Consider the following 18,061-nt stretch of genomic DNA (forward strand, 5'->3'; position numbering starts at 1 on the left):
GGTCATTTGCCGCTGCCCGCGACGCTTTCGCCGCCACGGGTCAGGTAATAGGCGCCAAGTATCGGCAGCATGGTCACCAGCATCACCAGCATGGCGACCACGTTGGTCACCGGCACGTCGCGCGGGCGGCTGAGCTGGTTGAGCAGCCAGATCGGCAGGGTGCGTTCGTGGCCGGCAGTGAAGGTGGTGACGATGATTTCGTCGAACGACAGGGCAAAGGCCAGCATGCCACCGGCCAGCAGCGCCGAACCGAGGTTGGGCAGGATGATGTAGCGGAAGGTTTGCCAACCGTCGGCACCGAGGTCCATCGAAGCTTCGATCAGGCTCTGCGAAGTGCGCCGCAGGCGGGCGATCACGTTGTTGTAGACGATAACCACACAGAACGTGGCGTGGCCGACCACGATGGTGAACACGCCGGGCTCGATCCCCAGGCTCTTGAACGCCGAGAGCAGGGCGATGCCGGTAATGATGCCAGGCAGGGCAATAGGCAGTATCAGCATCAGCGAAATGCTCTCCTTGCCGAAAAAGCTGCGCCGGTACAGCGCCGCCGAGGCCAGCGTGCCGAGCACCAGGGCGATCAGCGTGGCCAGGCAGGCCACCTGCAGCGACAGCTTTATCGCTTCCAGCACATCGGGCCGGGCAAAGGCCACGGCGAACCACTTCAGGGTAAAGCCCTTGGGCGGGAAGCTGAACGCCGCGTCTTCGGTGTTGAAGGCATACAGGAAGATGATCAGGATCGGGAAGTGCAGGAACAGTAACCCGCCCCAGGCCGCCAGGCGCAGCCCGGTCGAGGCTTTTTCAGAGTGCATCGAAGGCTCCCAGTCGCTTGACGATGGACAGGTACACCGCGATCAGCACGATCGGCACCAGGGTGAACGCGGCGGCCATCGGCATGTTGCCGATCGCCCCTTGCTGGGCATAGACCATGCTGCCGATGAAATAGCCGGGCGGGCCGATCAGCTGCGGCACGATGAAGTCGCCCAGGGTCAGCGAGAAGGTGAAGATCGAACCGGCGGCAATGCCCGGGATCGACAGCGGCAGGATCACCTGCACGAAGGTCTGGCCGGGCCTGGCGCCCAAGTCTGCCGAAGCTTGCAGCAGCGACGGCGGCAAGCGTTCCAGCGAGGCCTGGATCGGCAGGATCATGAACGGCAGCCAGATGTACACGAACACCATGAAGCGCCCCAGGTGCGAAGTCGACAGCGTGCTGCCGCCCACGCCCGGGACCGCCAGCACCATTTGCAGCAGGGCATCCAGGTGCAGCTGCTGGACGAACCACTGGGCCACGCCGCCCTTGGCCAGCAGCAAGGTCCAGGCGTAGGTCTTGACGATGTAGCTGGCCCACATCGGCATCATCACTGCGATGTAGAAAAATGCCTTGGTCTTGCCGCTGGTGTAGCGCGCCATGTAGTAGGCGATGGGGAAGGCCAGCACCGCGCTGGCCAGCGACACCGCCAGCGCCATTCCCAGGGTGCGCAGGATGATGTCGAAGTTCGACGGGTTGAACAGCGCGGCGAAATTGCCCAGGGTCAGGTCCGGGGTCACCGCCATGGTGAAGTCGTCGAAGGTATAGAAGCCTTGCCACAGCAGGTTCAGCAGCGAGCCCAGGTAGATCGCGCCGAACCAGGTCAGCGGTGGGATCAGCAGCAGGGCCAGGTACAGGTTGGGGCGCCGGTACAGCAGGTTGGACAGGCCGCGCAGCGTGCTCATGTCAGCGGCCCTCCGTTTCCTGCAGCACCGTCATGGCTTCGCGGGGCCAGTGCGCCTGTACTCGTTGCCCGGGTTGCCAGGCCTGTGCCTGGGCCTGCCAGCGGTCGTTGGCCTGGCTCACCGCCAGCAACTGGCCGCTGTCCAGTTGCAGCTCGTAGCGGGTGGCACTGCCCTGGTACTGGATATCGCGCAGCTGGCCGCTGACCTGGACGTGCTGGCCGGCTGTGGCCGGGTCGCCGAGGCGGATGTGTTCGGGGCGAATGGAGAAGGGCGCCGGGCTGCCATTGAGCAAGGTGGCCAGTTCGCCGCGCACAACGTTGGAGGTGCCGACGAACTCGGCTACGAAGGTGGTGGCCGGCTGCATGTACAGGTTGCGCGGGGTGTCGACCTGCTCGATACGGCCGCGGTTGAACACTGCGACGCGATCGGACATCGACAGCGCCTCGGTCTGGTCGTGGGTGACGAAGATGAAGGTGATGCCCAGCTGGCGCTGCAGCTTTTTCAGCTCGCCCTGCATCTGTTCGCGCAACTTCAGGTCCAGCGCGCCAAGCGGCTCGTCCAGCAGCAGTACTCGTGGCCGATTGACCAGCGCGCGGGCCAGGGCCACGCGCTGGCGCTGGCCACCGGACAACTGCGCCGGCTTGCGCGCGCCGTAGCCGGCCAGGGCCACCATCGCCAGGGCTTCTTCGGCGCGGCTGTGGCGTTCGGCCTTGGCAACGCCTTTTACCTTCAGGCCGTAGGCGATGTTGTCCAGTACGTTCATGTGCGGGAACAGGGCGTAGTCCTGGAATACGGTGTTGACGTCGCGCTGGTAGGGCGGTACGCCCGCAGCCTCGACACCGTGGATGCGGATCGAACCGCTTGTGGGTTGCTCGAAGCCGGCGATCAGGCGCAGGCAGGTGGTCTTGCCCGAGCCAGAGGGGCCGAGCATGGAGAAGAATTCGCCATCGATGATGTCGATGCTGACCTGGTCGACGGCCTTGACCTCGCCGAAGGTGCGGGAAACGTGGGTGAACTGGACGGCTAGGGGCATGCGTGTGCTCCGGACAACTGGCTTACTCCTGTGCCTGCCTCTTCGCGGGTGAACCCGCTCCTACAGGTTCATCACCGCCTGTAAGGGTGGTGCTCTACCTGTGGGAGCGGGTTCACCCGCGAAGAGGCCGGCACAGGCATTCAGGCAACCTCAGCGCCCGCCCATGATCGCAATGTAATCCTGGGTCCAGCGGCTATACGGCACGAACTTGCCGCCCTGGGCCTGCGGGGTTTTCCAGAAGGCGATCTTGTCGAAGTTGTCGAAACCGTTGGTCTTGCAGCCCTCGGCCCCCAGCAGCTCGTTGCCGGTGCAGGCCGCCGGCACCGCCGGCAACGAACCGAACCAGGCCGCCACGTCACCCTGTACTTTCGGCTGCAGCGACCAGTCCATCCATTTGTAGGCACAGTTGGGGTGCTTGGCCTCGCTGTGCAGCATGGTGGTGTCGGCCCAGCCGGTCGCGCCTTCCTTGGGAATGGTCGAGGCCACGGGCTGCTTTTCGGCTTTGAGGCCATTGACCATGTAGCCCCAGGAGCTGGAGGCAACCACGCCTTCGTTCTTCACGTCGCTCATCTGCACCGTGGCGTCATGCCAGTAGCGGTGGATCAGCGGTTGTTGCTGGCGCAGCAGTTCCAGCACGGCCTTGTATTGTGTTTCGCTCAGCTCGTACGGGTCCTGGATGCCCAGTTCCGGTTTGGCCGTCTTCAGGTACAACGCCGCATCGGCGATGTAGATCGGCCCATCGTAGGCCTGCACGCGGCCCTTGTTCGGCTTGCCGTCGGGCAGGTTCTGCGGCTCGAACAGCACACCCCAGGTGGTGGGCGCCTGCTTGAACACGTCGGTGTTGTACAGCAGCACGTTCGGGCCCCATTGGTACGGGGTGCCGTAGACCCGCTTGTCGACCACGTACCAGCCACCGTTCTGCAGCCGTGGGTCGATGTTCTTCCAGTTGGGGATCAAGTCGGTGTTGATCGGCTGTACCCGCTTGCCCGCGATCAGCCGCAGCGAGGCATCTCCCGAGGCGGTGACCAGGTCGTAGCCGCCCTTGGTCATCAGGCTGACCATTTCGTCCGAGGTGGCGGCGGTCTTGACGCTGACCTTGCAGCCGGTTTCCTTCTCGAAGCCGGTCACCCAGTCGTAGGCCTTATCGCTTTCACCGCGCTCGATGTAGCCGGGCCAGGCGACGATGTCCAGGCGGCCCTCGCCGGGCCCCAGGGCCTTGGGCGGTTCGGCAGCCTGCAGGCTGGCGCTGGCCAGCACGGCGCAGGCGGTTGCGCCGAGCAATGCGGTCTTGTGCACTGACATGGTGTTCCCTCTTCTTGGAGATTTTGGTCGGGGCAGTCATCAAGCAAGCCGTGAAGCGAGCGTTATAGGCGTAGTGCGGTTTACGCGCGGTATTGGCGATATCGAGTCTAGTTGGCTTTTTGCCAGCCAATGCAACATCCGGAAGCAAATCCCCCCATGGCGATCGAGCGGGCAGGGCTTAACCTGACGGTTCCCTTGGCCAACGTGGAGACCGTTTGATGAACACCCGGGGATTGCTCGACCAGTTGCTCAAGTCCGGCCAGGACTTGCTCGCCAGCCAGGCCGGCAAGGGCAGCTCTGGCAAGCCAGGCGCCAGTGCCGGCGGCCTTGGCAGCCTGCTTTCCGGTGCCGGTGGTGGTGCCCTGGCAGCGGGTGCCATGGGTTTGCTGCTGGGCAACAAGAAAGCCCGCAAATATGGCGGCAAGGCCCTCACCTATGGCGGCCTGGCCGCGCTCGGTGTGCTGGCCTACAAGGCCTACGGCAACTGGCAGGCGCGCCAGCAGGTGGCCGCCACCGAGCCACAGACCGTCGACCGCCTGCCGCCGGCCCAGGCCGAGCTGCACAGCCAGGCGGTACTGCGGGCGCTGGTGGCGGCGGCCAAGTCCGATGGCCATATCGACGAACGCGAGCGTGCGCTGATCGAGGGTGAATTCACCCGCCTGGACAACGACCGCGAGTTGCAGCACTGGCTGCATGCCGAGCTGAACAAGCCGCTGGATCCGGCCGAAGTGGCCCGTGCCGCGCAAACGCCGGAAATGGCCGCCGAGATGTACCTGGCCAGCGTGATGATGGTCGACCAGGAAAACTTCATGGAGCGCGCCTACCTGGACGAACTGGCCCGCCAGCTGCGCCTGGACCCGGCCCTGCGCCAGGAGCTGGAAAGCCAGGCAAGGCTTGCCGCCGGCCAGTGATGGGGGCTGCGTTGCAGCCCATCGCCGGCAAGCCGGGTCCCACATGGATCACACATGACCTGAGGTCATGCGGTCGAGGTGGGAGCCTGGCTTGCCGGCGATGGGCCGCACAGCGGCCCCAATGGCGTTGGGCACAAATGACCGGTCTGTCGGCAAGGTTACCTGGTCACCCCACATTTCAGCCGCATGAGCACTGGGCGCCTGGGCTATACTTCGGCGATTTTTCCCGCTCGTTGTGAATTCCTGAGGGCTGAATGTGAAGAACTGGACCTTGCGCCAACGGATCCTGGCAAGTTTCGCCGTGATCATCGCCATCATGCTGCTGATGATCGTGGCCGCCTACTCGCGGTTGGTGACCATCGCATCCGCCGAACAGGCAGTGGGGACCGACAGCATTCCCGGCCTCTACTACAGCTCGATGATCCGCAGTGCCTGGGTCGACGGTTACGTGGCTAGCCAGCAGTTGGTAGGCCTGTCCAACCAGCGTGAATTCACCTCGGCCGATGCGGAACTGTTCAAGAGCTTCCAGGACCGCCTGAAAGAGCACATGGCCAGCTACCAGGGCACCATTCAGGATGATGACGACCAGGCGCGGTTCGATGCCTTCATCCAGATGGAGGTTGCCTACCTCAAGATCATCGAGCAGGTGCTGGAAGCCTACCGAAAGCACGACTATGCCGAAGCCCAGCGGTTGATCACCGATGTGCTGACCCCGGCCTGGGTGGACGGCCGCAAGCTTCTGAACGAAGTGATCGAGCACAACCGTGCCGCTGCTGACGCCGACACCAACGAGATTGTCGGTGCCGTGAGCACCGCCAAGGGCAGCATGATGGTTTCGCTGCTGCTGGCGATCATCGCCGCCGGTATCTGCGGCCTGTTGCTGATGCGCGCCATCACCGCGCCCATGCAACGCATTGTCCATGCCCTCGACAAACTGCGCTCCGGCGACCTGAGCATGCGCCTGAGCCTGGACCGCAAGGACGAGTTCGGCGCCATCGAAAGCGGCTTCAACGAAATGGCCGAGGCCCTGGCCAACCTGGTGGCCCAAGCCCAGCGTTCGTCGGTGCAGGTGACCACCTCGGTGACCGAAATTGCCGCAACCTCCAAGCAACAGCAGGCCACCGCCACCGAAACGGCTGCCACCACCACCGAAATCGGCGCCACCTCGCGGGAAATCGCCGCCACCTCGCGTGACCTGGTGCGTACCATGACCGAAGTCACCTCGGCCGCCGACCAGGCCTCCAGCCTGGCCGGCTCCGGCCAACAGGGCCTGGCACGCATGGAAGAAACCATGCACCAGGTGATGGGCGCCGCCGACCTGGTCAACGCCAAGCTGGGCATCCTCAACGAAAAGGCCAGCAACATCACCCAGATGGTGGTGACCATCGTCAAGGTTGCCGACCAGACCAACTTGCTGTCGCTCAATGCTGCCATCGAAGCGGAAAAGGCCGGCGAGTACGGCCGCGGCTTTGCCGTGGTGGCCACCGAAGTGCGCCGCCTGGCCGACCAGACCGCCGTTGCCACCTACGACATCGAGCAGATGGTGCGCGAGATCCAGTCGGCGGTGTCGGCCGGGGTCATGGGCATGGACAAGTTTTCCGAAGAAGTGCGCCGCGGCATGTTCGAGGTGCAGCAGGTGGGCGAACAGCTCAGCCAGATCATCCACCAGGTGCAGGCTCTGGCGCCGCGCGTGCTTATGGTCAACGAAGGCATGCAGGCCCAGGCCACCGGTGCCGAGCAGATCAACCAGGCGCTGGCCCAGCTCAGCGATGCCAGCACCCAGACAGTCGAGTCGCTGCGCCAGGCCAGTTTCGCCATCGATGAGCTGAGCCAGGTGGCCGCTGGCCTGCGTGGCGGCGTATCGCGCTTCAAAGTCTGACCGCGATGAACGACTTGCAACCGCGCGCCGCGCGGACGGGCAACGCCAAGGGGGCGTTGTACCTGCAGTTTCGCATTCGGGAGCAACGCTTTGCCCTGAGCGTGCACGAGGTGATCGAGGTGCTGCCGCGCCAGCCGCTGAAACCGATCGCCAAGGCACCTGCCTGGGTCGCAGGCATCCTTGCGCACCGAGGCCTGTTGGTACCAGTGGTCGACCTGGCGGCATTGAGCTTCGGCCAGCCGGCAGCGCAGCGCACCAGTACCCGCCTGGTTCTGGTGCACTACCGAGTCGGCCTGCAGCTTGGCCTGATACTGGAGCAGGCCACCGAAACCCTGCGTTGCCACCCCGACGAGTTCCAGCCGTATGGCGTGGACAGTGGCGAGGCCCCGTACCTGGGCCCGGTGCGTCAGGATGAGCAGGGCTTGTTGCAGCGCATCGAAGTCAACGACCTGCTCCCCGATGCCGTGCACGAGTTGCTGTATGCGGGTGATCCGACAGGGATGCCGACATGAACGAACAGCATTTCTTCCGCTACTTGCGCGAGCGCATAGGCCTGGACGTGGAGTCGGTGGGCGCGCCCATGGTCGAGCGTGCGCTGCGCCAGCGTTGCGTGGCCGTGGACGCCGCGGACCTGGATGATTACTGGCTGCATCTGCAGCAGTCGACGGATGAGCAACAGGCGCTGATCGAAGCGGTCATCGTCCCGGAAACCTGGTTCTTCCGTTACCCCGAATCCTTCACCGCCTTGGCCAGCCTGGCGCACAAGCGCCTGGCCGAGCTGGCCGGGGCGCGCCCGCTGCGCTTGCTCAGCCTGCCTTGCTCGACCGGCGAGGAGCCCTATTCGCTGGCCATGGCCTTGCTCGATGCCGGTATCGCGCCGGGGGCGTTCATGATCGACGGCATGGACATCAGCCCCAGTTCCGTGGCCAAGGCCGGGCAGGCCGTGTACGGGCGCAATGCCTTCCGTGGCAGTAACCTGGGCTTTCGCGAGCGTTACTTCGATGCGCTCGACGAAGGCCACCTCCTGCATGAGCGGGTGCGTGACCAAGTCAGCCTGCAGGTGGGCAACGTACTCGACCCGGCGCTGGCCAGCCGCGATGGCCTGTACGACTTCGTGTTCTGCCGCAACCTGCTGATCTATTTCGACGTGCCGACCCAGCAACGGGTGTTCGAAGTGCTCAAGCGCTTGCTGCATCCACAAGGCGTGCTGTTCATCGGCCCCGCCGAAGGCAGCTTGCTGGCGCGGTTGGGCATGCGCCCGCTGGGGATTGCCCAGTCGTTCGCCTACGTGCGCCAGGAGGGCGGTAGCGCTGCGCTGGCTACGCCCCCGGTCCAGCCCTTGCGGCGCACGTCGCCAGCACCTGCCAAGCCAGGCTCTCCGTTACCGAGCGCAGCGTTGCCGCGCCCATTGCGGGTGCTCCCCTTTGCCGCCAAGCCAGCACCGGCGCGCGAGCACAAACGCGAGGATGCAACTGAGTTGCTGGCCAGCATTGCCCGGCTTGCCAACGCCGGTGCCAGCGAGCAGGCCCGTGCCGAATGCCAGCGCTACCTGGGCCAGTTCGCGCCTTCGGCGCAGGTTTACTACTGGCTGGGGCTGCTCAGCGACACCGAAGGCGATGCGCAGCAGGCTCTGACCCACTATCGCAAAGCCCTGTACCTGGAACCGCAGCACTCCGAGGCGCTGGTACACCTGGCTGCCTTGCTGGCAGCCCAGGGTGACCTGGCCGGTGCCCGGCGCCTGCAGGAGCGCGCCGCGCGGGTTGGCCGGGAGTCTGAACGATGAAGGAATCCGCGATGCAATTGCTCGCCGAGGCTGACACGCACGTCGATGACTGCTGGAACCGTATTGGCGTGCACGGCGACAAGCAGTGCCCATTGCTGGAGCGTCATGTTCACTGTCGCAACTGCGAGGTATATGCCGCAGCGGCCACACGCCTGCTCGACCGCTACGCACTTATGCAGGACCACCAGGCAGCCGTGGCTGCGCCGGTGGAGGAAAACACCGGCCGCTCCATGCTGCTGTTCCGCCTTGGCGAAGAATGGCTGGCGCTGCCCACCGCCTGCCTGGCCGAAATTGCCCCGCTGCAGGCGGTGCATTCGCTGCCGCACCAGCGCTCGCGGGTGCTGCAGGGGGTGGCCAACGTACGTGGTGCGCTGGTGCCGTGCCTGTCACTGGCTGACTTGCTGGGTGTGCAGGCCAGCGCTGCCGAGCAACGTGGCGGCCGGGCGATGCCACGCATGCTGATCCTGGCCGCGGAGGGCGGGCCGGTGGTGATGGCGGTCGAGGAAATCGACGGCATTCACCGGCTCGACCCGCTGCTGCTGAACAGCGGGCAGGACGCCTCCCACTTCACCGCAGCGGTCCTGCAATGGCGTGGCCGCAGCGTGCGGGTGCTGGACGATCAACATTTACTGTCTGCCGTGCAGCGGAGCCTGTCATGACCCCAGAGCAAATGCGCGACGCATCGTTGCTCGAACTGTTCAGCCTGGAGGCCGAGGCGCAGACCCAGGTGCTCAGTGCCGGCCTGATGGCGCTGGAGCGTAATCCCACGCAGGCCGACCAGCTCGAGGCTTGCATGCGCGCGGCCCACTCGCTGAAGGGCGCGGCGCGGATCGTCGGAGTGGACGCTGGCGTCAGTGTCGCCCATGTCATGGAGGACTGCCTGGTGGCAGCCCAGGAGGGTCGCCTGCGGCTGAGCGCCGAGCATATCGATGCCCTGTTGCAGGGCACCGACCTGTTGATGCGCATCGCCACGCCTGGCGATGCCGGGGCGCAGGCGACCCTGCCGGTGTTCCTTGCGCAAATGGCCAACCTGCTCGACCCGGGGGCGGCAGCCTTGCCCCCCGCGCCGCCAGCCGTGCCAGCGCTGCCGGAAGCGCCGGCGCAAACCGTGCAAGCCAAACCGTTGCCGCTGCCCGTCGAACCCTTGGAGCCTGAGCCCGAGCTGGCCCCGCGTCGCAAGGCCGGCAAGCGCACCGGCGAAGGTACGGAGCGGGTGCTGCGGGTCACCGCCGATCGCCTCAACAGCCTGCTCGACCTGTCCAGCAAGTCGCTGGTGGAAACCCAGCGGCTCAAGCCTTACCTGGCCACCCTGCAGCGCCTCAAGCGCATGCACGGCCAGGGCATGCAAGCGCTTGATGGCCTGCGCATGCAACTGGAGGACAGTGGCCAGAGCAGCGAGGTGCTCGAGGCCCTGGCACAGACCCAGCGCCTGCTGGCGGAAACCCAGCAGATCCTGCAGCAGCAGGCTGCCGACCTGGACGAGTTCGGCTGGCAGGCCAGCCAGCGCGCACAATTGCTGTACGACACCGCGCTGGCCTGCCGGATGCGGCCGTTTGCCGATGTGCTGACCGGCCAGAGCCGCATGGTGCGCGACCTTGGCCGTTCGCTGGGCAAGCCGGTGCGGCTGCTGGTGGAAGGGGAGAAGACCCAGGTCGACCGTGATGTGCTGGAAAAGCTCGAGGCACCGTTGACCCACCTGTTGCGCAACGCGGTCGACCACGGCATCGAGCTGCCCGAGCGGCGCCTGCTGGCGGGCAAGGCGGAGGAGGGCGTGATCCGCCTGCGGGCCTCGCACCAGGCCGGTATGCTCAGCCTGGAACTGATTGACGACGGTGCCGGCATCGACCTCGAACGCCTGCGCAGCAGCATTGTCGAGCGCGCCCTGTCGCCCGCTGACACGGTGGCGCGCATGAGCGAGGAAGAGTTGCTGACATTCCTGTTCCTGCCCGGTTTCAGCCTGCGCGACAAAGTCACCGAGGTGTCTGGGCGCGGTGTCGGCCTGGATGCGGTGCAGCACATGATCCGGGAGCTGCGCGGTTCGATAGAGCTGACCCAGCTGGCCGGGCAGGGCTGCCGTTTCCATTTGCAGGTGCCACTGACCTTGTCGGTTGTGCGCAGCCTGGTGGTCGAGGTGGGTGGCGAGGCCTATGCCTTCCCGCTCGCTCATATCGAACGCACGCTCGAAGTAAGTGCCGAAGAGATCGTGCAGATCGAGGGGCGCCAGCATTTCTGGCACGAAGGCCGGCACATAGGCCTGGTCGCGGCCAGCCAACTGCTCAATCGCCCGGCCGGGCAAACGCAGGAGAGCAACCTGCGCGTGGTGGTGATCCGCGAGCGCGAGCAGCTGTACGGGGTAGCCGTGGAGCGACTGATGGGCGAGCGGGTGCTGGTGGTGATGCCGCTCGACCCACGGCTGGGCAAGGTGCAGGACATCTCTTCCGGCGCCCTGCTCGACGACGGCTCGGTGGTGCTGATCGTCGATGTGGAGGACCTGCTGCGTTCGGTGGAGAAGCTGCTCAGCACTGGCAGCCTGGAACGCATTGACCGCGGCAGCAGCGGCACCCGTGGCGTGGCGCGCCAGCGCATCCTGGTGGTCGATGATTCGCTGACCGTGCGTGAACTGCAGCGCAAGCTGCTCGGCAACCGTGGCTACGACGTGGCCGTTGCGGTGGATGGCATGGACGGCTGGAATGCCTTGCGTGGCGAGGACTTCGACCTGCTGATCACTGACATCGACATGCCACGCATGGACGGCATCGAGCTGGTCACCCTGGTACGCCGCGACCAGCGCCTGCAATCGCTGCCGGTGATGGTGGTGTCCTACAAGGACCGTGAGGAAGACCGACGGCGGGGCCTGGATGCCGGCGCCGACTACTATTTGGCAAAGGCCAGTTTCCATGACGATGCGTTGCTGGATGCTGTGGTTGAGCTGATCGGAGGTGCTCAGGGATGAAGATCGCCATCGTCAACGACATGCCCATGGCCGTCGAGGCGCTGCGCCGGGCGGTTGCCCTCGAACCGGCGCACCAGGTGGTGTGGGTGGCCAGTAATGGCGCCGAGGCGGTGCAGCGCTGCACCGAGCAGCAGCCAGACCTGATCCTCATGGACCTGATCATGCCGGTCATGGATGGCGTCGAGGCCACCAGGCGGATCATGGCCGAAACCCCTTGCGCCATCGTCATCGTCACGGTCGATCGCAAGCAGAACGTGCACCGGGTATTCGAGGCCATGGGCCACGGCGCCCTCGACGTGGTCGACACGCCGGCGCTGGGGGCGGGCGATCCGCGTGAAGCGGCAGCGCCACTGCTGCGCAAGATCCTCAACATAAGCTGGTTGATTGGTCAGCAGCGCGCACCGGCCGCACGCCCGGTCGCCGCACCCGTGCGGGCGGCGTCACAGCACCGCGGGCTGGTCGCGATCGGTTCGTCCGCTGGCGGCCCGGCGGCCCTCGAAGTACTGCTCAAGGGCCTGCCGGCGGCGTTTCCGGCGGCCATCGTGCTGGTCCAGCATGTGGACCAGGTATTTGCCGCGGGCATGGCAGAATGGCTCAGCAGCGCCGCCGGCTTGCCGGTGCGCCTGGCCCGTGAGGGCGAGCCACCACAGCCGGGGCAGGTATTGCTGGCCGGCACCAATCACCACATCCGCCTGCTACAGAACGGCCAACTGGCCTACACTGCCGAACCTGTCAATGAAATCTACCGGCCCTCGATCGATGTGTTCTTCGAGAGTGTGGCGCGCTATTGGACCGGCGATGCGGTGGGTGTGTTGCTTACCGGCATGGGCCGCGATGGTGCCCAGGGCCTGAAGCTGATGCGCCAGCAGGGTTTCCTGACCATTGCCCAGGACCAGGCCAGCAGCGCGGTATACGGGATGCCCAAGGCCGCTGCGGCCATCGATGCCGCAGTGGAGATCCGCCCGCTGGAACGCATAGCCGGGCGCTTGATGGAATTTTTCGCAAAATGACGAAGTGTATTGAATCACGCCGCCAGGCCGGCAGTGATCGGGTGAACAGGTATGAATGATTTACCGATCGAAGGTTTCACGACCCCCAACGAGAACTCGGCGATGGTGCTGCTGGTCGACGACCAGGCCATGATCGGCGAGGCGGTGCGGCGTGGCCTGGCCAACGAAGAGAACATCGACTTCCACTTCTGCGCCGATCCGCACCAGGCAGTGGCCCAGGCCGTGCGAATCAAGCCTACGGTGATCCTCCAGGACCTGATCATGCCTGGCCTGGACGGGCTGACCCTGGTGCGTGAATACCGCAACAACCCGGCGACCCAGGATATCCCGATCATCGTCCTGTCGACCAAGGAGGACCCGCTGGTCAAGAGCGCAGCCTTTGCTGCCGGGGCCAACGATTACCTGGTCAAGTTGCCGGATACCATCGAGCTGGTGGCGCGCATCCGCTATCACTCGCGTTCCTACCTTACCCTGTTGCAGCGCGACGAGGCCTACCGTGCTTTGCGCGTCAGCCAGCAGCAACTGCTCGATACCAACCTGATGCTGCAGCGGCTGATGAACTCCGATGGCCTGACCGGGTTGTCCAACCGCCGCCATTTCGACGAGTACCTGGAACTGGAATGGCGCCGGGCCATGCGTGAGCAGCAGCAGTTGTCGCTGCTGATGATCGACGTGGATTACTTCAAGGCCTACAACGACAGCTTTGGCCACCTGGCCGGTGACGAGGCCTTGCGCCAGGTGGCCGAGGCGATCCGCGGCTCGTGCTCGCGGCCGACCGACCTGCCGGCGCGCTATGGCGGCGAGGAATTCGTCCTGGTATTGCCCAACACCTCGCCGGGTGGGGCACGCCTGGTGGCCGAGAAGCTGCGCCAGACCGTGCTCGGCCTGGGCATCCCGCACACCGCGCCGGTGCCCGACTCGTATCTGACCGTGAGCATTGGCCTTGCCACCCAGACTCCGTCCATCGGCAGCCATAGCCGGCAACTGATCTCGGCTGCGGACAAAGGCCTGTACCAGGCCAAGAATGGCGGGCGCAACCAGGTTGGCATCGCCTGACAGGGCCTGCACGGTAATTGCGGCCATTCGGCGCCCGGCGGGTCTGCCGCCCTGCGGCGGACTCGGTTATACTCGCAGGCTTTTCACCGAATTCGTGCGAGTAGCCAGCCCATGGAAATCCAACCGATCCTGAACACCATCAAGGACCTCACCGAGCGTTCCCAGTCCATTCGGGGGTATCTTTGACTACGATCACAAGCATGACCGCCTGATCGAAGTCAACCGCGAGCTGGAAGACCCCAACGTCTGGAACAAGCCCGAGTACGCCCAGGCCCTGGGCCGCGAGCGTGCCATGCTGGCACAGGTTGTCGAGACCCTGGACAAGCTGTCCGGCGGCCTGGCGGACTGCCAGGACCTGCTCGACATGGCCGTCGAGGAAAATGACGAAGGCGCCGTCGGCGACGTCGTGACCGAGCTGGAAGGCCTGGAAGAAAAACTGGCCCAACTCGAGTTCCGTCGCATGTTCAGCGGCGAAATGGACATGAACAACGCCTACCTGGATATCCAGGCCGGCTCCGGTGGTACCGAGGCGCAGGACTGGGCCAACATCCTGCTGCGCATGTACCTGCGCTGGGCCGACAAGCGTGGTTTCGATGCCACCATCATCGAGCTTTCCGAAGGTGAAGTCGCCGGCATCAAGGGCGCCACCGTGCATATCAAGGGCGAGTATGCCTTCGGCTGGCTGCGCACCGAGATCGGCGTGCATCGCCTGGTGCGCAAGAGCCCGTTCGACTCCGGTGCCCGTCGCCACACCTCGTTCTCGGCGGTGTTCGTGTCGCCCGAGATCGACGACAAGGTCGAGATCGAGATCAACCCGGCCGACCTGCGTATCGACACCTATCGTTCCTCCGGTGCCGGTGGTCAGCACGTGAACACCACCGACTCGGCGGTGCGTATTACCCACGTACCGACCAACACCGTGGTGGCCTGCCAGAACGAACGCTCCCAGCACGCCAACAAGGACACCGCCATGAAAATGCTGCGGGCCAAGTTGTACGAGCTGGAAATGCAGAAGCGCAACGCCGCCTCGCAGGCGCTGGAAGATAGCAAGTCGGACATCGGCTGGGGCCACCAGATCCGCTCCTACGTGCTGGATGACTCGCGTATCAAGGACCTGCGTACCGGTGTAGAGCGCAGCGACTGCCAGAAGGTATTGGACGGCGACCTCGACCAGTACCTGGAAGCGAGCCTCAAGCAAGGGCTGTAAATCGCACACAACCGCCGCGGTACCTGGCATGGGCCGGTACCGCGTGCCCTGCCCGAAAGGGGCACCGAACACCTGATGGAAAGAATGACGAAATGAGCGACCTCAAGACCGAAGCGCAAGACCTGCAACAGGAAGAAAACGCCCTGATCGCCCTGCGCAAGGAAAAGCTTGCCGCCGAGCGCGCCAAGGGCAATGCCTTCCCCAATGACTTCCGTCGCGACAGCTACTGCAACGACCTGCAGAAGCAGTATGCGGACAAGACCAAGGAAGAACTGGAAGCTGCAGCGATTCCGGTCAAGGTTGCCGGCCGCATCATGCTCAACCGCGGCTCGTTCATGGTCATTCAGGACATGACCGGCCGTATCCAGGTCTACGTCAACCGCAAGACCCTGCCGGAAGAAACCCTGGCCGCGGTCAAGACCTGGGACCTGGGCGACATCATCAGCGCCGAAGGTACCCTGGCCCGTTCCGGCAAGGGCGACCTGTACGTCGAAATGACCAACGTGCGCCTGCTGACCAAGTCGCTGCGCCCGCTGCCCGACAAGCACCACGGCCTGACCGACACCGAGCAGCGCTACCGCCAGCGTTACGTCGACCTGATGGTCAATGAAGAAACCCGCCACACCTTCCGTGTGCGTTCGCAGGTGATCTCGCACATCCGCAAGTTCCTCATCGAGCGCGACTTCCTCGAAGTCGAGACGCCGATGCTGCAAACCATCCCGGGCGGTGCCGCGGCCAAGCCGTTCGAAACCCACCACAACGCCCTGGACATGGCCATGTTCCTGCGCATCGCGCCGGAGCTGTACCTCAAGCGCCTGGTGGTTGGTGGCTTCGAGAAGGTGTTCGAGATCAACCGCAACTTCCGTAACGAAGGCGTTTCGACTCGTCACAACCCTGAATTCACCATGCTCGAGTTCTACCAGGCCTACGCCGACTATCGCGACAACATGGACCTCACCGAGGAACTGTTCCGCGAGCTGGCGCAGCTGGTACTGGGCACTACCGACGTGCCGTATGGCGACAAGGTGTTCCACTTCGGCGAGCCGTTCGCCCGCCTGTCGGTATTCGACTCGATCCTCAAGTACAACCCGGAGCTGACCGCTGCCGACCTGCAGGACGTCGACCGCGCCCGCGACATCGCCAAAAAGGCCGGTGCCAAGGTGCTGGGCCACGAAGGCCTGGGCAAGCTGCAGGTGATGATTTTCGAAGAGCTGGTCGAGCACAAGCTGGAGCAGCCGCACTTCATCACCGAGTACCCGTTCGAAGTATCGCCGCTGGCCCGTCGCAACGACGACAACCCGGCTGTTACCGACCGTTTCGAGCTGTTCATCGGTGGCCGCGAGATCGCCAACGCCTACTCCGAGCTCAACGATGCCGAAGACCAGGCCGAGCGCTTCCTGGCCCAGGTGGCCGAGAAGGACGCCGGTGACGACGAAGCCATGCACTACGACGCCGACTTCGTTCGCGCACTGGAGTACGGCATGCCGCCGACTGCAGGTGAAGGTATCGGTATCGACCGCCTGGTGATGCTGCTGACCAACTCGCCGTCGATCCGCGACGTGATCCTGTTCCCGCACATGCGTCCGCAGGCCTGAGTGAATTGAATGAGCCGCCTTTCGAGGCGGCTTTTTCTTGCCTGAAGCTTTATGTTGTCAGTACCGGCCTCTTCGCGGCTAAAGCCGCTCCCACAGGGATCCCACTACCCTCAGGCTGGTGCGGTCCCTGTGGGAGCGGCTTTAGCCGCGAAGAGGCCGGCACTGACGAAACACTGTCCATGAGGTACCCCCCGTGACACCCGCAATGCCTCAACAGGGCGCCGCCGGCATCGCCACCGCCGTCGCCGAAAGCGTGCAATACCAAGGCCGCAAGACTGCCCGGCAGGGCAGCGAGCAGCGCCGCCAACTGATCCTCGACGCCGCCATGCGCATTGTCGTGCGCGATGGCGTACGCGGTGTGCGCCATCGCGCCGTCGCCGCCGAGGCCGGTGTGCCATTGTCGGCCACCACCTACTACTTCAAGGATATCGAGGACCTGCTGACCGATACCTTCGCGCAGTACGTCGAACGCAGCGCCGCCTACATGGCCAAGCTGTGGGCCAATACCGAGGTGGTGTTGCGCCAGTTGCTGGCCCAGGGTGACGGCAGCCCGCAGGCGCGGGCGCGGTTGGCTGACGAGGTAGCACGCATGACTGCCGACTACGTGCAGCGACAACTGCTGAATCGCCGCGATTTCCTGATGGCCGAGCAGGCCTTCCGCCAGGAGGCGCTGCTGTGCCCGCGCCTGGCTCAACTGGTGTGCGCCCATGACCAGATCCTGCTGCATGGCACCCGCCAATTGCTGCAGGTGGTGGGCTCGCAGCAACCGGAACAGGACGCCCAAATGTTGACGGCGATTATCGAGCAGATGGAATATCAGGGCCTGCTCAAGGATGCGAACGCGCAAGCCGATGGGCAGATGCTCGCTATGCTTAGCCGATACCTGCAGCTGGTGCTGGCATCGGCCTGAGCCGAGACCGACTTTTCAAGGAGAACCTGATGAAAGCCTGGCGTGTGGTGTTGTTGACTTTGTCATTCCTGCTGCTGGGCGGTTGTCTGGTGACCTTCCACGAGCCGTTGCCGAGCAACCAGGCGGCGCCCAAGGCCCTGCTGGGCAAGTGGAGCAGCAAGGACGCCTGGGGCGAGCCGCTGAAGCTGGTGATCAGCCGTAGCGGCGGTGATGCCTACAAGGCGGTGGCCACGGCCAAGGGCAAGGCCCCTGAGGAATACGTGTTCACCGTGTCGCGCCACGGTAACCGCTGGTACCTGTCGGCTGGCGTGCCGAAGCGCCTGGGTGGCAACTTCCTGATCGGCGGTTTCGATATCGTCGATGGCAAGGAACTGGTGGTCTACAACCTGGATGTCGAGCAGGTGCAGCAGGCGGTGGACAAGAAGGAGCTGACCGGGCGCAGCACCGAAGTGCCGGAAGACAACGGCGACGGCGTGCTGATCGACAGCCCGTCGGCGCGGGTGCTGGCGTACCTGGACGACCCGGCCAACTCCGACCTGTTCGTTGAAGTGGCACGGTTCCAGCGCTCCGGCAAATGACCGTGCTGGCTTCTTCGCGGCTAAAGCCGCTCCCACAGGGACCGCACCGGTTTCGAGCCTGATGCAGTACCTGTGGGAGCGGCTTTAGCCGCGAAGAGGCCGGTACAGGTTTCTTGTACTAGAAAGGAGTCCCC

At 64.7% G+C, this 18,061-nt stretch carries 16 protein-coding genes; 12 read left to right on the forward strand and 4 right to left on the reverse strand.

The features are described from left to right. Nucleotides 1-2: 2 nt before the first annotated feature. From QN085_RS05545 to ydcS, 4 genes are all read right to left on the reverse strand, one after another. Nucleotides 3-809 carry an ABC transporter permease gene (locus tag QN085_RS05545; protein ID WP_013971205.1) on the reverse strand — a complete coding sequence of 269 codons (807 nt, stop codon included), beginning with the start codon at nt 807-809 and terminating at the stop codon, nt 3-5. Beyond that, the gene (locus QN085_RS05550) at nt 799-1,710 is read right to left on the reverse strand and encodes an ABC transporter permease (RefSeq protein ID WP_013971206.1); all 912 of its coding nucleotides are present in this window, start codon (nt 1,708-1,710) and stop codon (nt 799-801) included. The genes QN085_RS05545 and QN085_RS05550 overlap by 11 nt, the downstream gene beginning before the upstream one ends. A 1-nt stretch (nt 1,711) precedes the next feature. Further along, on the reverse strand, nt 1,712-2,743 hold the full coding sequence (locus QN085_RS05555; RefSeq protein ID WP_013971207.1) for an ABC transporter ATP-binding protein: 1,032 nt from the start codon (nt 2,741-2,743) through the stop codon (nt 1,712-1,714). 150 nt (nt 2,744-2,893) lie between these two features. Beyond that, nucleotides 2,894-4,045 carry a putative ABC transporter substrate-binding protein YdcS gene (gene ydcS, locus QN085_RS05560; RefSeq protein ID WP_013971208.1) on the reverse strand — a complete coding sequence of 384 codons (1,152 nt, stop codon included), beginning with the start codon at nt 4,043-4,045 and terminating at the stop codon, nt 2,894-2,896. A 218-nt stretch (nt 4,046-4,263) separates the two neighbouring features. On the opposite strand from ydcS, the gene QN085_RS05565 reads away from it, so the two are divergent. The 12 genes from QN085_RS05565 (at nt 4,264) to QN085_RS05620 (ending at nt 17,927) form a co-directional block, all read left to right on the forward strand. Beyond that, a complete protein-coding gene (locus QN085_RS05565) occupies nt 4,264-4,956 on the forward strand; it encodes a tellurite resistance TerB family protein (protein ID WP_013971209.1) in 693 nt (230 codons plus the stop codon). A 256-nt stretch (nt 4,957-5,212) separates the two neighbouring features. Further along, entirely contained in the window at nt 5,213-6,835 is a 1,623-nt protein-coding gene (locus QN085_RS05570) for a methyl-accepting chemotaxis protein (RefSeq protein ID WP_013971210.1), read from the forward strand. A gap of 5 nt (nt 6,836-6,840) precedes the next feature. Beyond that, nucleotides 6,841-7,347 carry a chemotaxis protein CheW gene (locus tag QN085_RS05575; RefSeq protein WP_013971211.1) on the forward strand — a complete coding sequence of 169 codons (507 nt, stop codon included), beginning with the start codon at nt 6,841-6,843 and terminating at the stop codon, nt 7,345-7,347. Beyond that, a complete protein-coding gene (locus QN085_RS05580; RefSeq protein WP_015269157.1) occupies nt 7,344-8,618 on the forward strand; it encodes a CheR family methyltransferase in 1,275 nt (424 codons plus the stop codon). The genes QN085_RS05575 and QN085_RS05580 overlap by 4 nt, the downstream gene beginning before the upstream one ends. Continuing rightward, the gene (locus QN085_RS05585) at nt 8,615-9,277 is read left to right on the forward strand and encodes a chemotaxis protein CheW (RefSeq protein ID WP_013971213.1); all 663 of its coding nucleotides are present in this window, start codon (nt 8,615-8,617) and stop codon (nt 9,275-9,277) included. Before QN085_RS05580 ends, QN085_RS05585 begins: the two co-directional genes overlap by 4 nt. Beyond that, the gene (locus QN085_RS05590; protein WP_013971214.1) at nt 9,274-11,571 is read left to right on the forward strand and encodes a hybrid sensor histidine kinase/response regulator; all 2,298 of its coding nucleotides are present in this window, start codon (nt 9,274-9,276) and stop codon (nt 11,569-11,571) included. Before QN085_RS05585 ends, QN085_RS05590 begins: the two co-directional genes overlap by 4 nt. Further along, on the forward strand, nt 11,568-12,581 hold the full coding sequence (gene wspF, locus QN085_RS05595) for a Wsp signal transduction system protein-glutamate methylesterase WspF (protein WP_013971215.1): 1,014 nt from the start codon (nt 11,568-11,570) through the stop codon (nt 12,579-12,581). Before QN085_RS05590 ends, wspF begins: the two co-directional genes overlap by 4 nt. Nucleotides 12,582-12,632: 51 nt before the next feature. Continuing rightward, a complete protein-coding gene (wspR, locus tag QN085_RS05600; protein ID WP_003258607.1) occupies nt 12,633-13,637 on the forward strand; it encodes a Wsp signal transduction system regulator diguanylate cyclase WspR in 1,005 nt (334 codons plus the stop codon). A gap of 111 nt (nt 13,638-13,748) precedes the next feature. Next, nucleotides 13,749-14,844 (forward strand): peptide chain release factor 2 gene (prfB, locus tag QN085_RS05605; RefSeq protein WP_108480361.1). Its coding sequence is split into 2 segments (ribosomal slippage): nt 13,749-13,820 and nt 13,822-14,844, totalling 1,095 coding nucleotides; the frame shifts between segments, so codons are not numbered across the junction. A 92-nt stretch (nt 14,845-14,936) separates the two neighbouring features. Then, the gene (gene lysS, locus QN085_RS05610) at nt 14,937-16,439 is read left to right on the forward strand and encodes a lysine--tRNA ligase (RefSeq protein ID WP_013971217.1); all 1,503 of its coding nucleotides are present in this window, start codon (nt 14,937-14,939) and stop codon (nt 16,437-16,439) included. 205 nt (nt 16,440-16,644) lie between these two features. Then, nucleotides 16,645-17,349, forward strand: coding sequence for a TetR/AcrR family transcriptional regulator (locus QN085_RS05615; RefSeq protein WP_013971218.1), 705 nt, complete (start codon nt 16,645-16,647; stop codon nt 17,347-17,349). A gap of 29 nt (nt 17,350-17,378) precedes the next feature. Further along, nucleotides 17,379-17,927 (forward strand): hypothetical protein, encoded by a 549-nt coding sequence (locus QN085_RS05620; RefSeq protein WP_003258915.1) that lies wholly within the window; start codon nt 17,379-17,381, stop codon nt 17,925-17,927. Nucleotides 17,928-18,061: the final 134 nt, after the last annotated feature.

It is taken from the genome of Pseudomonas sp. M2(2023) (genome assembly GCF_030263955.1).
Classification (GTDB): Bacteria; Pseudomonadota; Gammaproteobacteria; order Pseudomonadales; family Pseudomonadaceae; genus Aquipseudomonas; species Aquipseudomonas asiatica.

Coding starts and splice junctions, on each gene's coding strand:
- QN085_RS05590 (WP_013971214.1), top strand. CDS start 9,274: ATGACCCCAGAGCAAATGCGCGACGCATCGTTGCTCGAACTGTTCAGC.
- QN085_RS05555 (WP_013971207.1), bottom strand. CDS start 2,743: ATGCCCCTAGCCGTCCAGTTCACCCACGTTTCCCGCACCTTCGGCGAG.
- lysS (WP_013971217.1), top strand. CDS start 14,937: ATGAGCGACCTCAAGACCGAAGCGCAAGACCTGCAACAGGAAGAAAAC.
- QN085_RS05545 (WP_013971205.1), bottom strand. CDS start 809: ATGCACTCTGAAAAAGCCTCGACCGGGCTGCGCCTGGCGGCCTGGGGC.
- wspF (WP_013971215.1), top strand. CDS start 11,568: ATGAAGATCGCCATCGTCAACGACATGCCCATGGCCGTCGAGGCGCTG.
- QN085_RS05550 (WP_013971206.1), bottom strand. CDS start 1,710: ATGAGCACGCTGCGCGGCCTGTCCAACCTGCTGTACCGGCGCCCCAAC.
- QN085_RS05620 (WP_003258915.1), top strand. CDS start 17,379: ATGAAAGCCTGGCGTGTGGTGTTGTTGACTTTGTCATTCCTGCTGCTG.
- QN085_RS05585 (WP_013971213.1), top strand. CDS start 8,615: ATGAAGGAATCCGCGATGCAATTGCTCGCCGAGGCTGACACGCACGTC.
- QN085_RS05575 (WP_013971211.1), top strand. CDS start 6,841: ATGAACGACTTGCAACCGCGCGCCGCGCGGACGGGCAACGCCAAGGGG.
- QN085_RS05565 (WP_013971209.1), top strand. CDS start 4,264: ATGAACACCCGGGGATTGCTCGACCAGTTGCTCAAGTCCGGCCAGGAC.
- ydcS (WP_013971208.1), bottom strand. CDS start 4,045: ATGTCAGTGCACAAGACCGCATTGCTCGGCGCAACCGCCTGCGCCGTG.
- wspR (WP_003258607.1), top strand. CDS start 12,633: ATGAATGATTTACCGATCGAAGGTTTCACGACCCCCAACGAGAACTCG.
- QN085_RS05615 (WP_013971218.1), top strand. CDS start 16,645: ATGCCTCAACAGGGCGCCGCCGGCATCGCCACCGCCGTCGCCGAAAGC.
- QN085_RS05580 (WP_015269157.1), top strand. CDS start 7,344: ATGAACGAACAGCATTTCTTCCGCTACTTGCGCGAGCGCATAGGCCTG.